Origin of the sequence: Blastococcus tunisiensis, from assembly GCF_900112815.1 — a bacterium.
Taxonomy (GTDB): Bacteria; Actinomycetota; Actinomycetes; order Mycobacteriales; family Geodermatophilaceae; genus Blastococcus_B; species Blastococcus_B tunisiensis.
The window spans coordinates 78,827-91,983 of the sequence record NZ_FOND01000012.1 but is presented as its reverse complement, the minus strand read 5'-3'; the positions used below and the strand labels follow the sequence as shown (position 1 = coordinate 91,983).

The window sequence follows — 13,157 nt, the reverse complement described above, 5'->3', positions numbered from 1 at the left end:
TCGTTCCGATGCTTGAGCCGCGGGCCGCCGCTCACCCCGACGGGGGAGGGGCGTGCGCCGTCCGGCACCCGTCGCGCTGGGTGCCCCGGTGGCGCGTCATACTGGGGACGCATGATCGCCCCTGGCTCCGGCCAGCGGTTACTGCTCCGCGCTCCCCGGGAGGGAACCACCGTGACCTACGTCATCACACAGGCCTGCGTCGACGTCCTCGACAAGGCGTGCATCGACGAGTGCCCGGTGGACTGCATCTACGAGGGCGAGCGGATGCTCTACATCCACCCCGACGAGTGCGTCGACTGCGGTGCCTGCGAGCCGGTCTGCCCGGTGGAGGCCATCTACTACGAGGACGACGTCCCGGACAAGTGGAAGGACTTCTACAACGCCAACGTGGAGTTCTTCTCCGACCTGGGCAGCCCCGGCGGCGCGGCCAAGACCGGCAAGATCAACAAGGACCACCCGCTGGTGGCGGCCCTCCCGCCGCAGGGCGAAGGTTCCTGACGGCTCCGCAGGCGGGGGACGCGGCCGCCGGGTCCCCGCCCTCGCTGCCGGACTTCCCGTGGGACTCCCTGACCGCGGCGCGGGCCCGCGCGGCGCAGCACCCCGGCGGGGTGGTCGACCTGTCGATCGGCACGCCGGTCGATGACACGCCCGCGGTCCTCACCGAGGCGCTGGCCGGGGCAGGTAACGCCCCCGGGTACCCCACGGCGCTGGGGACGGCGACGCTGCGGACGGCCGCGGCGGACTGGCTGCGGCGCCGGCTCGGCGTCCGGGTGGCCGACCCGCTGGGTGCCGACCCGTCGCTGATCCCGACCGTGGGGTCCAAGGAGCTGGTGGCCCTGCTGCCGACGCTGCTCGGACTGCCGCGGGGCAGCACGGTGGTCGTCCCCGAGGTCGCCTACCCGACCTACGAGGTCGGCGCGGTCCTGGCCGGCCTCGCCGTCCTGCGCACCGACGCACCGCCGCCGGACGCCGCCGGGATCAGCCTGGTCTGGCTGAACTCGCCGGGCAACCCGCACGGCCGGGTGCTGGACGACGACCGGCTGCGCGCGTGGGTGGCCTGGGGCCGGGCGCACGGCGTCCCGGTGGTCGCCGACGAGTGCTACGTGACGCTGGGCTGGGACGTCGAGCCGCGGTCGGTGCTGCACCCGGCCATCGCGGGGGAGGACCACACCGGCCTGCTCGCCGTGCACTCGCTGTCCAAGCAGTCCACGGCCGCCGGGTACCGCGCCGGTCTGCTCTCCGGTGACCCCGCGCTGGTCCGCCCGGTCTGGCAGGTCCGGCGGCACCTCGGGTTGCTGGTCCCCGGCCCGGTGCAGGCGGCCATGGCCGCCGCGCTCGACGACGACGCGCACGTCGAGGCGCAGCGGGAGCGGTACCGGGCCCGCCGGGAGACGCTGGCGGCCGCCGTCCGGGGCGCGGGGCTGCGGATCGACCACTCCGAGGCAGGTCTCTACCTCTGGGTCACCCGGGACGAGGACTGCTGGACGACGATCGAGTGGCTCGCGGGCCTCGGCATCGTGGCGGCCCCGGGCAGCTTCTACGGGCCGGCCGGTGCCCGGCACGTGCGCATGGCCCTGACCGCGACCGACGAGCGGATCGCCGCCGCCGCGGAGCGCCTGTCGGCCTGAGGGGGCCGGCCGCTCACTGCGGCTCGCGGTACCGGAGCACGGTCCCCGCGCCCACCCGCCGGGCGGCCGACAGGCTCAGCAGCGCCCGGCGGAGGAGTTCGTCGGCAGCGGCGTCGGCCGTGGCGGGTGCGATGCCCGCCGCGGCGGTGACGTCCGGGATGCCCAGCGCGGGGACCGCGGCGACCAGGCGGGCGGCCGCGGTCTCGGCCCCCGCCACCGGGCCGTTGAGCAGCACGACGAACTCCCCGGGCCCGGACTTGCCCAGCCAGTCGTCGCCGCGCAGCGAACCGGCCAGCAGCGAGGTGACCGCCGCCAGGGTGCTCTGCGCGGTCGGCCATCCGTCGTCCCGGCGCAGCAGCCCGAGCACCACGACCGTCGTGGGGGCCGGCGCCGGGCCGGCCAGCCGCTCGGCGAGGCGGTCGAGGACGGCCTCGCGCGACGGCAGCAGCGTCGTCACATCGGCGACCGCGGCCTCGGGAGCGGTCGGGGCCGCGAGGGGAGGGGTGTTCGGCGCGATCGTCATGGGGACGAGGTCGGCGCACCGGCCGGGTGGATTGAGCGGATTCCCTCCGCAGGGGGACGGCCGTCAGGCGCAGGCCGGGCTGCCCGCCGAGTCCGGCCCCAGGGCGGCGGTGAGTTCCACCGCCATCGCCTCGTGCTGCTGGTAGAGCTCGGGGAACCCGGAGCGCTGCACGGCCTGGGCGACGTCGGTGAGCCGGCCGGTGTCCCACCCCGGCACGGTCACCAGCCGGTCGTAGAACATGCCGGCCGCGTAGACCGGGTCCTGCACCTGGGCCTCGGTCCCCCAGCCCTGCGACGGCCGCTGCTGGAAGAGGCCGAGGGAGTCCCGGTCGCCGTGGTCGAGGTTGCGCAGGCTGGACTCCTGCTGGGCGGTGGCCAGGGCGATCACGACGGCGCGGTCGGGCAGCCCGCGGTCGCGGCCGACCTGCGCGATCGTCCGGGCGTTGCCGACCTGCTCCGGCGTCACGGTCACGCCCGACCCGGGGAGCGTGCAGCCGTCCGACGACGACGTCGTCCCGTTCCAGGCCATCCCCACCAGGACGACGGCGGCGACCAGGAGGGCCGGCCACCACCGGCCGGCCGCCGCGCGCAGCGAGCGGCGGGAACGCCGGCGCGGCGCGGGCCGCCGACGGCGCGCGTTGCCCCGCCTCGGCGCGGGACGACGGCCCGGGGGGACGCGTCGGGCGGCGCCGGCGCCGCGACGCGGGGCACCCTGGCTCACCCGGACCAGCACGGTGCGCGGGGGAGCGGTGGCCATCGGCTCCGACTGTAGGCGGGGAGCCGGCCGGGGGCGCGGTGCCCGAGGTCACGTCGGCGAGGCGGCACGGTGTCGCAGGCCCGCCGGCGTCGCTAGCGTGGGCTCCCCGTTCCCCGTCCCCGAGGACCCCCATGGCCGACGTCCTGCTGCCCGGCATCACCGCGACCCGGGTGCCGACCGCCCGCCTGACCCAGTCCCTGCTGCATCCCGACGGCGTCGACCCGGCGGGTCCGGGGGAGGTCGTGCTGTTCGTGCACGGCAACGTGAGCTCGGCGCTGTTCTGGCAGCAGGCGCTGCTCGACGTCGGGCACACCGGTCGGCACCGCGTCGCGGCCGTGGACCTGCGGGGCTACGGGGACACCGATCCGCTGCCCGTCGACGCCACCCGCGGCGTCCGCGACTGGGCGGACGACCTCGGTGCGCTGATCGCGACGGCGGGCTGGGACCGCGTCCACCTGGTGGGCTGGAGCATGGGCGCCGGTGTGGTCCTGCAGTACCTGCTGGACGACCCCGCGCGGGTGGCGTCGGTGGCGCTCGTGGCCCCCATCTCGCCGTACGGGTTCGGCGGGACGGCGGGGACCGACGGCGCGCGCGTCCACCCGGACGGGACCGGGTCCGGTGCCGGCGCGGCCAACCCCGACTTCGTGGCCGCCCTGGCGGCCGGCGACACCACCGCCGATGCGCCGACCAGCCCGCGGTCGATCCTCCGGTCCTTCTACGTCGCGCCCGGCTCCCTGCCCCTGGACGCCGCGGCCGAGGAGGTGTTCGTCGCGTCGATGCTGAGCACCCGCACGGGGGTCGACCACTACCCCGGTGAGCCCGCCGCCTCGGCCGCCTGGCCCGGTGCCGCCCCGGGAGCGCGCGGGGTGCTGAACACGATGGCCCCGACGGTGTTCGACGTGTCCGGGATCGTCGACCTGCCGGTCAAGCCGCCGGTGCTGTGGATCCGCGGGGACGCCGACCAGATCGTCTCCGACACGTCGGTGTTCGACCTGGCGTTCCTCGGGTCGGTCGGGGCGGTGCCGGGGTGGCCGGGCGCCGACGCGTTCCCGCCCCAGCCGATGGTGGCGCAGACCCGCGCGGTGCTGGACCGCTACGCGGCCACGGGCGGCGCCTACCGCGAGGTCGTCCTGCCGGACGTGGGCCACTCGCCGCACGTCGAGCGCCCGCAGGAGTTCGCCGTCGCGCTGCTGGAGCACCTCGACGCCCCCGCCGCGGCCCCGGCCAACCTGCGTTAGTTCGCGTGCAGCTCGGCGTTGAGGGCGCCCCAGTTGCCGTCGCGGGGGAGCGCCTCGAGCGCGCCGCTGACGCTGTTGCGGCGGAAGAGCAGCCCGTCGCGACCGCTGAGCTCGGCGGCCTTCACCACCGCTCCGTCGGGCAGGGTGATCCGCGAGCCGGCCGTCACGTAGCAGCCGGCCTCGACGACGCAGCCGTCGCCGAGGGAGATGCCGATGCCTGAGTTGGCGCCGAGCAGGCACCCGCTGCCGATCGAGATGACCTGCTTGCCGCCGCCGGAGAGCGTCCCCATGATCGAGGCGCTGCCGCCGATGTCGCTGTCCGGGCCGACGACGACGCCGGCGCTGATCCGGCCCTCCACCATCGAGGGGCCCAGCGTGCCGGCGTTGTAGTTGACGAAGCCCTCGTGCATGACCGTGGTGCCCTCGGCCAGGTGCGCACCCAGCCGCACCCGGGCGCCGTCGGCGACGCGGACGCCGGCGGGGATGACGTAGTCGACCATCCGCGGGAACTTGTCGACGCCGAACACGGTGACGTTGCCGACGGCGGCCCGCAGCCGGTGGGCGTTGTACGAGGCGGCCTCGACCGGCCCGGCGCTGGTCCAGGCGACGTTGGTGAGCAGGCCGAAGATCCCGGTCAGGTCGGCCCCGTGCGGCCGGATCAGGCGGGCCGACAGCAGGTGCAGCCGCAGCCACACGTCGTGCGTGTCGACCGGCGGCTGGGACAGGTCGGGGATCACCGTGCGGACGGCGATGATCTCCACGCCGCGCGCCTCGTCGCGACGGACCAGGCCGCCGTAGTCGGGGCCGAGCTCGCCGGAGAGCTCCAGGGCGCCGAGCCGGGTGGTGCCGGGCTTCGCGCCGTCGGGGGCACCCAGCCGGGGCTCGGGGTACCAGGTGTCCAGCACCGTCCCGGAGGCGGTGACGGTGGCCAGACCGGCGGCAACGGCGGAGACGGGAGCGGCAGTCACGCCGACCAAACTACCGAGCGGCTGACGGGCGCCCTCCGTGCCGGGCCTTAGGCTCGGTGGTCGTGACGGACCTCCCGCAGCTCGACCTGTCCGCCGACGTCCTCGCCCTCACCCGCGCCCTCGTCGACGCCCCGTCGGTCTCCGGCTCGGAGGAGCCGCTCGCCGACGCCGTCGAGGCGGCGCTGCGGGCGCTCGCGGGCCTGGAGGTCGAGCGGGTCGGCAACAGCGTGCTGGCGCGGACGAACCTCGGCCGGCCGACGCGCGTGGTGCTCGCCGGGCACCTGGACACCGTGCCGGTCGCCGGGAACCTGCCGTCGGAGCTGCGCGAGGTCGACGGGGTGCAGCGGCTCTACGGGTGCGGCACCAGCGACATGAAGGCCGGCGACGCGGTGATGCTGCGGCTGGCCGGCCGGTTCGGCGTGCCCGGCGGGGAGCCCGCGCACGACCTGACGTTCGTCTTCTACGACAACGAGGAGGTCGAGGCCGTGAAGAACGGTCTCGGCCGGGTCGCCCGCGAGCGCCGGGGCTGGCTCTACGGCGACCTGGCGATCCTGCTCGAGCCCACGGACGGCGAGATCGAGGGCGGCTGCCAGGGCACCCTGCGGGTCCGGCTGGAGACGACCGGCCGCCGCGCGCACAGCGCCCGCAGCTGGCTGGGGGTCAACGCCGTGCACGGCCTGGCCGGCGCACTGGCCACGCTGGCCGCGTACCGCCCGCGGGAGGTGGAGATCGACGGGCTCACCTACCGCGAGGGGCTCAACGCCGTCGGCATCTCCGGAGGCGTCGCCGGCAACGTGATCCCCGACGAGGCCGCGCTGACGGTGAACTTCCGCTACGCGCCGGACCGCGACGAGGACGCCGCGGAAGCGCACGTCCGGGAGGTGTTCGCCGAGGCGCTGGCCGGCGGCGCGACGCTGACCGTCACCGACAACGCCGGTGGCGCGATGCCGGGGCTCGCCGAGCCGGCCGCCGCCGCCTTCGTCGCCGCCGTCGGCCGCCCCCCGCGGGCCAAGCTGGGCTGGACCGACGTCGCCCGGTTCGCCGCCTTCGGCATCCCGGCCGTCAACTACGGGCCCGGTGATCCGCAGCTGGCCCACACCCGTGACGAACACGTCCGCGTCGACCGGCTCCGCCCGGCCGAGGACGCCCTCACCGCCTACCTCTCCGGGAGCCCCGCGTGACCACCACCCCGCCCGAGCCGCCGCAGTCGTCGCAGCCGCCGCAGCAGGAGCCCGACGGCCGCCGTCCCCGCCCCACCCGGCACCGCGGGCCGATCACGCTGCGCGGCGGGGAGCCCGATCCCCGCTACGCCGGGACGACGACCGACCAGCGGCTGCTCGACCGCCGCGGCCCCAGCGACTGGGTGCACACCGACCCGTGGCGCGTGCTCCGGATCCAGTCCGAGTTCGTCGAGGGCTTCGGCCTGCTCGCCGAGCTGCCCCGGGCGGTCAGCGTCTTCGGCAGCGCCCGCACGCCGCGCGACCACCCGCACTACGCGGCGGGCGTGGCGATCGGGGCCGCCCTGGCCCAGGCCGGCTACGCGGTCATCACCGGCGGCGGGCCCGGGGCGATGGAGGCGGCCAACCGGGGTGCCTGCGAGGGCGGCGGCCTGTCGGTCGGCCTGGGCATCGAGCTGCCGTTCGAGCAGGACCTCAACGAGTGGGTCGACGTCGGCATCGCCTTCCGCTACTTCTTCGTGCGGAAGACCATGTTCGTGAAGTACGCGCAGGCCTTCGTCATCCTCCCCGGCGGCTTCGGCACCCTGGACGAGCTGTTCGAGGCGCTCACCCTCGTGCAGACCCGCAAGGTCACCCGTTTCCCGGTGATCCTCTTCGGCACCGAGTACTGGTCGGGGCTGCTGCAGTGGATCCGCACGACGCTCGCCGGAACGGGCACGATCAACGCCACCGACCTGGACCTGATCACCGTCACCGACGACATCGGCGAGGTCATGGCGGTGATCCAGGCGGCCGACGAGGCGCGGCGCACCGGCGACGGCGGCGGCGGGATGCAGCACGTCCCGGTCGACCAGGGCCCGCTCGAGGCCTGATGCTCACGTTCGTCGCCTTCGTCGTCGGCGTCCTCGTCGTCGGTGCGCTGCTCTTCCTCGGCGCCTCGCTGCTGCTGGGCCGCGGGGAGAGCCGGCCACCGGCCGAGCCGGACCGCTCGCCGGTGGCGCTGCCCGGCGACCGGCAGGTCACCGCCGACGACATCCGGGCGCTGCGCCTGTCGGTCACCGCCCGCGGGTACCGGATGACCGAGGTGGACTGGCTGATCGAGCAGTTCGCGCTGGCGCTCGAGGAGCGCGACACCGAGGTCGCCGCCCTGCGCGCCCAGCTGCATCCGGTCTCCGCCACGGAGCCGAAGCAGGAGGGTGACGCGACGACGGACGACGACGCCGCGAGCACCGACGACGAGGAGATCTCCCGTGCCTGACCTGGTCGAGCGCATCGACGTGGACGCCCCGCCCGAGCGGGTGTGGGCGCTGCTCACCGACTGGGAGCGGCAGGGCGAGTGGATGCTGGCCACCGACGTCCGCACCGTCGACGGCCCGGCCCAGCGGCTGCACGGCCGGCTGGCCGCCCGGACCGGGCTGCCGCTGCCGGGGGGCCGGCACGTCGGCGTCCTGGACACCATGATCATCACGAAGTGGGAGCCGCCCCGGCTGGTCGAGGTGCAGCACACCGGCCGGCTGATCCGCGGCCCCGGCACCTTCGCCATCGAGCCGCGGGGCGCGCACTCCACCTTCGTGTGGTCCGAGCGGCTCTACCTGCCGTACGGCTACCTCGGCGTGGTCGGCTGGTTCCTGGTGCGGCCCTTCGCCCTGTTCGGGATCCGCCGCTCGCTGGAGCGCTTCGCCGCGCTCGCCGCCCGCGGCTGACACCCCGCCGAGGGCGCCCGGGGCCGTGCGTCAGGATGCTCCGGTGACGACGCGGAGGCCGCGGCCGTGAGCCGGCGCGGGTGGGTGCTGTTCCTGGCCATGTCGGTGATCTGGGGAATCCCGTACCTGCTGATCAAGGTGGCCGTCGACGAGGTCTCGCCGGAGACCCTGGTGTTCCTCCGGTGCCTCATCGGTGCGGCGCTGCTCCTGCCGTGGACGATCGCCCGCGGGCAGCTGCGCCCGGTGCTCCGGCACTGGAAGGCGCTGCTGCTGTTCACGGTGCTGGAGATGGCCGGACCGTGGTTCCTCATCGCCTACGCCGAGCAGACCCTGTCGAGCTCGTTGACCGGCCTGCTGGTCGCCGGGGTGCCGTTCGTCGCCGCGCTGGCCGCCCTGCTGCTGGGGGAGGAGGAGCGTCTGACGCCGGTCCGCCTCCTCGGCATGGCGATCGGGGTGGTGGGCATCGGTGTGCTGCTGGGCCTCGACGTCGACGGCGCCCAGCTGCTCCCCCTGCTGGCGATCGGCCTCGTGCTCGTCGGCTACGCCACCGGCCCCCTGGTGGTCACGCGGGCCCTCCCCGACGTCCCCGGGACGGCGGCCAGCTCCATCGCGCTGTTCGTCACCGCGGTCGTGTACACGCCCTTCGCCTTGCCACAGCTGGACGGGACGGGACAGGTGAGCGCTCCGGCCTGGTGGTCCCTGGCCGCGCTGGGGGTGCTCTGCACGGCGATCGGCCTCGCGCTCTTCTTCGCGCTGATCCGGGAGGTGGGCCCGCAGCGGGCCCTGGTGATCACCTTCGTCAACCCCGCCGTCGCGGTCCTCCTCGGCGTCTGGCTGCTCGGCGAGCCGTTCACCCTCGGCATCGCGCTGGGTCTCCCGCTCGTCCTGGTCGGCTGCGTCCTGGCCACCCGGCGCAGCCCGGCCCGCACCGAGCCCTCCGAGCTCGCGGACGTGGACTCGGCCGTCCCCTGACCACCCTGTCGGACGCGCCGGATACCGTCCGCGCCGTGGAAGCCGAGCGGTCCCGCTGCGGGTGGGCCACCAGCGCACCGGAGTACGTCGCCTACCACGACGAGGAGTGGGGGGTGCCCCTCCGGGGCGACGACGCACTGTTCGAGCGGCTCTGCCTCGAGGCTTTCCAGTCGGGGCTGTCCTGGATCACCATCCTGCGCAAGCGGCCCGCCTTCCGCGCCGCGTTCGCCGGGTTCGACATCGCCGCCGTCGCGGCGTTCACCCAGGACGACGAGGCCCGGCTGATGGCCGACGCCTCGATCGTCCGGAACCGGGCCAAGATCGCCGCCGCGGTGCGCAACGCGCGGGCGGCGCAGGAGCTGCCCGACGGGCTCTCGGCGCTGCTGTGGTCCTTCGCGCCGGGCGGCCCGCGGGCCCGGCCGGCGACGCTCGCCGACGTGCCCGCCACCAGCCCGGAGTCGGTCGCGATGGCCAAGGAGCTCAAGCGGCGCGGCTTCGTCTTCGTCGGGCCGACGACCGCCTACGCGCTCATGCAGGCCACCGGGATGGTCGACGACCACGTCGCCGACTGCTTCCGGGCAGGCGCGTCCGGGTGACCCGCGGGGACCTCATGTTGGACGGAAGCCGCTCATACGGGATCATTGACCCGGAGCGCACAGCAGCGACGGACGCCGCAGCACTCCTGCCCCGGCAGGAGTGGTGGGCCGAAGAAGGAGGCACGCATGGCGGCCATGAAGCCGCGCACGGGTGAAGGTCCCCTCGAAGTGACCAAGGAGGGGCGCGGCCTGGTCATGCGCGTACCGCTCGAGGGGGGCGGTCGCCTGGTCGTCGAGCTGTCGCCCGACGAGGCGGCGGCGCTCTCGGAGGCACTGAAGGGCGCGACCAGCTGAACACCTCCGCGAGCCTGCCTCCGGGCAGCCCCGCGAGCGACACGGCCCCGGCCGCCGGCAACCCGCCGGCGACCGGGGCCGCGCCGTTGCCGCGGGTCGAGATCCTGGTCGACCTCCCCGTGCTCGGGCCCGACGACGTCCTCGCCGTGCCGGTGGGCACCGGTGCGGCGCTGCCGGCCTGGCTGGCCGGGGGGTCCGCGCCACCGGTGAGCCCCGAGCTGCTGACCGGCGCCCTGGCCGACACCGGCAACAGGGGTTCGGCGGGGACGGTCACGAACGTCCCGATCGCGGGGCGCCGGCCGCGCAGCGTGGTCGCCGTCGGGATCGGGGAGGCGACGCTGCCCGATCTGCGCAGCTACGTCGCCACCGCGGTCCGGCGCGCCCAGTCGCTGGCCGAGCACGGTGCGCGCCGGCTGGTGCTCCCGGTCGACAGCACGGTGGCCCCGGCGGGGGCGGTCGAGGTGCGGGCCGCGGTCGAGGCGGCGCTGCTGTCGGGCTACCGGTTCCGGGAGCTGTCCCGCCCGCACCCGCCGCGGCTGGAGACGGTCGCCGTCGTCGTCGCCGCCGACGCCGCCGACCCGGCCGTGGTCGCCGCGGGAGAGGCCGGACGGCTCACCGCGGAGGCGGTGGCCTGGGCCCGCGACCTGGTGAACACCCCGAGCAACGTGAAGGTCCCGGCCTGGCTGGCGGAGCAGGCGGTCGACCGGCTGGGCGGCCTGCCGCACGTCTCGGTGACCGTCCTCGGCCCGGACGAGCTGCGTGCCGGTGGCTTCGGCGGGGTGCTGGCCGTCGGCGCCGGCTCGGCCTCGCCGCCCCGCGTCGTGGTCGTCCGCTACCGCCACCCGGAGGCGCCGGCCGCGCATCCGGTCCTGGTCGGGAAGGGAATCACCTTCGACACCGGGGGGCTGTCGATCAAGCCCACCGCCGGCATGCGCGAGATGAAGACCGACATGGCCGGCGGTGCGGCCGTCCTGGCGGCGCTGGACGCCGTCGCGCGGCTCGAGCTGCCGATCGCGGTGACCGCGGTGGTCCCGGCGGCCGAGAACGCCGTGTCGGGCTCCTCCTACCGCCCGGCCGACGTCGTCCGGCACGTCGGCGGGCGGACCACCGAGGTGCTCAACACCGACGCCGAGGGCCGCATGGTGCTCGCCGACGGCCTGGCCTATGGACGGCTGGAACTCGGCGCCACGGTGCTGGTCGACGTGGCGACGCTGACCGGGGCGATGAAGGTGGCCCTGGGGACGCGGACGGCCGGGCTGTTCGCCACCACCGACGGGCTGGCCGACGCCCTGCGGACGGCCGGGGTGCAGGCCGGCGAGCCCTCCTGGCGGATGCCGCTGCTCGAGGACCACGTCGACCTGCTCGACAGCCCGGTGGCCGACGCGAACAACGCTCCCGGCGGCCCCGGAGGCACCACCGCCGCGCTGTTCCTGCGGCCGTTCGCCGGCGACCTGCCCTGGGCGCACCTCGACGTGGCCGGACCGGCCCGGGCCGGCTCGGACGACGCCGAGGTGGTCAAGGGCGGCACCGGTTTCGGCGCGCGCACCCTGCTGCACTGGCTGGAGGCCGGGGCGCCGGTCGAGCAGGGCCCGACGGTCGAGGACTGATCGGCGGGGGCGGCCGGTGCCGGCCGTCCCCGCGGTCAGCCGCCGGTCGTCCCGTCGATCGCCTCCCGCAGCAGGTCGGCGTGCCCGGCGTGCCGGGCGGTCTCCTCGATCAGGTGCAGCAGCACCCACCGGAGGTCGTACCGCTTCCCCGTGCGGGCCGAGGCCCGGGCCGACAGCTGGTCCAGGCTCGGGGTGCCGGCCACGACCTCCCGGCTGCGGGCGCACGCCCGCGCGTACCGCGCGCGGAGGTCGTCCGGGTCCAGCTCGAGCGCCGTGCGGAACTCCTGGTCGGGATCGGTCTCCCGGTCGATGCCGGCCCACAGCTCGTCCGGGGGCGCGCCGAGGAAGTTCTTCCGGAACCAGGAGTCCTCGACCAGCGCCAGGTGGTTGAGCAACCCGGCGAGGGTCAGCGTCGACGGCGGCAGCCGGCGGGCGAGCTGCTCCCGGGTCAGCCCCTCGGTCTTCCGGAGGACCGCGTCGCGCTGGGCGTCGAGGAACGCGGTCAGCAGGTCCCGCTCGGTGCCGGAGGCCGGCAGCTCGGTGCGCACCCCCACAGCCTCGCACCCGGTACGGACGCCGCGACCTCAGCAGCGCCGCGGAACTGGTGCCCGGTCGGCTCGGTCGGGAGAGTGACCCCTGCCGAACCAGGGAGCCGACATGCGACGACTCATCACCGCCCGGGCGCTGTGGACCCTCGCCCGCGCGGGCAATCTTCCCGCGCGGGTGCGCGCCAACCGCGAGGGAGCGACGGCCATCCGGCTGCACCTCGCCGGTGCCGCGGTCGACACCGGGCTGCTGGACGCTCTCGCCACCGGTGCGGCGGACATCGACGAACTCGCGCAACGGATGGCGGTCGACGACCTGGAGCTGCTCGCGGCGTTCCTGCGGGTGGTCGAGTCGGCCAGCCTGGTGCAGGTCCGTCGCGGATCGTGGCGGTTGACGGCCCGCGGCCGGGCGATCGTCGACGATGACCTGGTGCGAGCCGTCTACCAGGCATTTCCCGGGTTCCACACCGGCCTCTACCGCGAGCTGCCGGCTCAGCTCGCGGGCGGACGGCCACGCCGGGACGTCGCGGAGCAGGGTGGCCTGATCGCCCGGGTCTCCGCTGCCTTCGAGCCGTTCGTCCTCTCCGAGCTCACCGCCACGGTCGTCGAGCGCGCTCCGCGACGCGTCCTCGACATCGGCTGCGGCGCCGGCCTGCAACTGGCCGCCATGCTGGATGCGGCCCCGGCCGCGGAGGGGGTGGGCATCGACTCGGACGCCGATGCGGCGGCGCTGGCCGGGAAGACCCTGCGGGACCGCGGGCTGGACGGGCGTTCGCACCTCCGCTGCGCCGACGTGCGGGAGGTCCTGGCCGACCGCACCGGTGCACTAGCCGATCCCTTCGATCTCGCCGTCCTGGCCAACGTCATCTACTACGTGCCGATGGGGGACCGGGTCGCGCTGCTCCGGGACATCGCCTCCCTCCTCGCACCGGGCGGTGTTCTGTTCCTGGTGACGAGCGTGGCCACGCGGCAGTTGTTCAGCCGGCACTTCGACCTGCTGCTGCACGCCCAGGACGGGGCGATGGAGCTGACGGACGCCGACGCGCTGCTCGGCCAGCTCACCGCAGCGGGGTTGCGCCCCTCGGCCCCCCGGCCCATCGCTCCGGGTGCTCCGGTGGTCACCGTGCGGGCCGTATGGCCCGGGTAGGG

Annotated in this window: 16 protein-coding genes; 12 read left to right on the top strand and 4 right to left on the bottom strand. The window is 75.5% G+C overall.

The genetic code is table 11. From position 1 onward, the window contains the following. The first annotated feature begins 171 nt into the window (after positions 1-171). Both fdxA and dapC read left to right on the top strand, forming a co-directional pair. On the top strand, positions 172-498 hold the full coding sequence (fdxA, locus tag BM142_RS24900) for a ferredoxin (RefSeq protein ID WP_217640750.1): 327 nt from the start codon (positions 172-174) through the stop codon (positions 496-498). Then, positions 495-1,628 (top strand): succinyldiaminopimelate transaminase, encoded by a 1,134-nt coding sequence (dapC, locus tag BM142_RS15630; RefSeq protein ID WP_335340783.1) that lies wholly within the window; start codon positions 495-497, stop codon positions 1,626-1,628. Before fdxA ends, dapC begins: the two co-directional genes overlap by 4 nt. Positions 1,629-1,641: 13 nt before the next feature. On the opposite strand, the gene BM142_RS15625 is transcribed toward dapC, so the two are convergent. After that, positions 1,642-2,151 carry a GGDEF domain-containing protein gene (locus tag BM142_RS15625; protein ID WP_092200750.1) on the bottom strand — a complete coding sequence of 170 codons (510 nt, stop codon included), beginning with the start codon at positions 2,149-2,151 and terminating at the stop codon, positions 1,642-1,644. A gap of 63 nt (positions 2,152-2,214) precedes the next feature. Next, a complete protein-coding gene (locus tag BM142_RS15620) occupies positions 2,215-2,907 on the bottom strand; it encodes a hypothetical protein (RefSeq protein WP_092200747.1) in 693 nt (230 codons plus the stop codon). A gap of 131 nt (positions 2,908-3,038) precedes the next feature. Here BM142_RS15620 and BM142_RS15615 point away from each other — a divergent pair, with 131 nt between their 5' ends. Further along, positions 3,039-4,145 (top strand): alpha/beta fold hydrolase, encoded by a 1,107-nt coding sequence (locus BM142_RS15615; RefSeq protein WP_092200744.1) that lies wholly within the window; start codon positions 3,039-3,041, stop codon positions 4,143-4,145. Here the strand turns inward: BM142_RS15615 and dapD are convergent. After that, a complete protein-coding gene (gene dapD, locus BM142_RS15610) occupies positions 4,142-5,113 on the bottom strand; it encodes a 2,3,4,5-tetrahydropyridine-2,6-dicarboxylate N-succinyltransferase (protein ID WP_254791005.1) in 972 nt (323 codons plus the stop codon). The genes BM142_RS15615 and dapD overlap by 4 nt on opposite strands. A 62-nt stretch (positions 5,114-5,175) precedes the next feature. Here dapD and dapE point away from each other — a divergent pair, with 62 nt between their 5' ends. From dapE to BM142_RS15570, 8 genes are all read left to right on the top strand, one after another. After that, a complete protein-coding gene (gene dapE, locus BM142_RS15605) occupies positions 5,176-6,294 on the top strand; it encodes a succinyl-diaminopimelate desuccinylase (protein WP_092200962.1) in 1,119 nt (372 codons plus the stop codon). After that, positions 6,291-7,163, top strand: a complete 873-nt coding sequence (locus BM142_RS15600; RefSeq protein WP_092200738.1) for an LOG family protein — start codon at positions 6,291-6,293, stop codon at positions 7,161-7,163. The genes dapE and BM142_RS15600 overlap by 4 nt, the downstream gene beginning before the upstream one ends. Further along, positions 7,163-7,549, top strand: coding sequence for a DivIVA domain-containing protein (locus BM142_RS15595; protein ID WP_139228900.1), 387 nt, complete (start codon positions 7,163-7,165; stop codon positions 7,547-7,549). The genes BM142_RS15600 and BM142_RS15595 overlap by 1 nt, the downstream gene beginning before the upstream one ends. Further along, positions 7,542-7,994, top strand: coding sequence for an SRPBCC family protein (locus tag BM142_RS15590; RefSeq protein WP_092200735.1), 453 nt, complete (start codon positions 7,542-7,544; stop codon positions 7,992-7,994). Before BM142_RS15595 ends, BM142_RS15590 begins: the two co-directional genes overlap by 8 nt. Positions 7,995-8,060: 66 nt before the next feature. After that, on the top strand, positions 8,061-8,966 hold the full coding sequence (locus BM142_RS15585) for a DMT family transporter (protein ID WP_092200732.1): 906 nt from the start codon (positions 8,061-8,063) through the stop codon (positions 8,964-8,966). A 35-nt stretch (positions 8,967-9,001) separates the two neighbouring features. Further along, positions 9,002-9,562, top strand: a complete 561-nt coding sequence (locus BM142_RS15580) for a DNA-3-methyladenine glycosylase I (protein ID WP_092200729.1) — start codon at positions 9,002-9,004, stop codon at positions 9,560-9,562. Between the two features lie 126 nt (positions 9,563-9,688). Further along, complete coding sequence (locus BM142_RS15575) at positions 9,689-9,856, top strand: DUF3117 domain-containing protein (protein WP_012947303.1); 168 nt, start codon at positions 9,689-9,691, stop codon at positions 9,854-9,856. Positions 9,857-9,942: 86 nt separating this feature from the next. After that, positions 9,943-11,463, top strand: a complete 1,521-nt coding sequence (locus tag BM142_RS15570; RefSeq protein WP_092200726.1) for a leucyl aminopeptidase family protein — start codon at positions 9,943-9,945, stop codon at positions 11,461-11,463. A gap of 35 nt (positions 11,464-11,498) precedes the next feature. On the opposite strand, the gene BM142_RS15565 is transcribed toward BM142_RS15570, so the two are convergent. Next, positions 11,499-12,011 carry a DinB family protein gene (locus BM142_RS15565; protein WP_092200723.1) on the bottom strand — a complete coding sequence of 171 codons (513 nt, stop codon included), beginning with the start codon at positions 12,009-12,011 and terminating at the stop codon, positions 11,499-11,501. A gap of 109 nt (positions 12,012-12,120) precedes the next feature. Between BM142_RS15565 and BM142_RS15560 the strand changes: the two genes are divergently transcribed. Continuing rightward, complete coding sequence (locus BM142_RS15560) at positions 12,121-13,155, top strand: class I SAM-dependent methyltransferase (RefSeq protein WP_092200720.1); 1,035 nt, start codon at positions 12,121-12,123, stop codon at positions 13,153-13,155. The last annotated feature ends 2 nt before the right edge of the window (positions 13,156-13,157 follow it).

Coding starts and splice junctions, on each gene's coding strand:
- BM142_RS15625 (WP_092200750.1), bottom strand. CDS start 2,151: ATGACGATCGCGCCGAACACCCCTCCCCTCGCGGCCCCGACCGCTCCC.
- BM142_RS15620 (WP_092200747.1), bottom strand. CDS start 2,907: ATGGCCACCGCTCCCCCGCGCACCGTGCTGGTCCGGGTGAGCCAGGGT.
- BM142_RS15615 (WP_092200744.1), top strand. CDS start 3,039: ATGGCCGACGTCCTGCTGCCCGGCATCACCGCGACCCGGGTGCCGACC.
- BM142_RS15595 (WP_139228900.1), top strand. CDS start 7,163: ATGCTCACGTTCGTCGCCTTCGTCGTCGGCGTCCTCGTCGTCGGTGCG.
- BM142_RS15575 (WP_012947303.1), top strand. CDS start 9,689: ATGGCGGCCATGAAGCCGCGCACGGGTGAAGGTCCCCTCGAAGTGACC.
- BM142_RS15560 (WP_092200720.1), top strand. CDS start 12,121: ATGCGACGACTCATCACCGCCCGGGCGCTGTGGACCCTCGCCCGCGCG.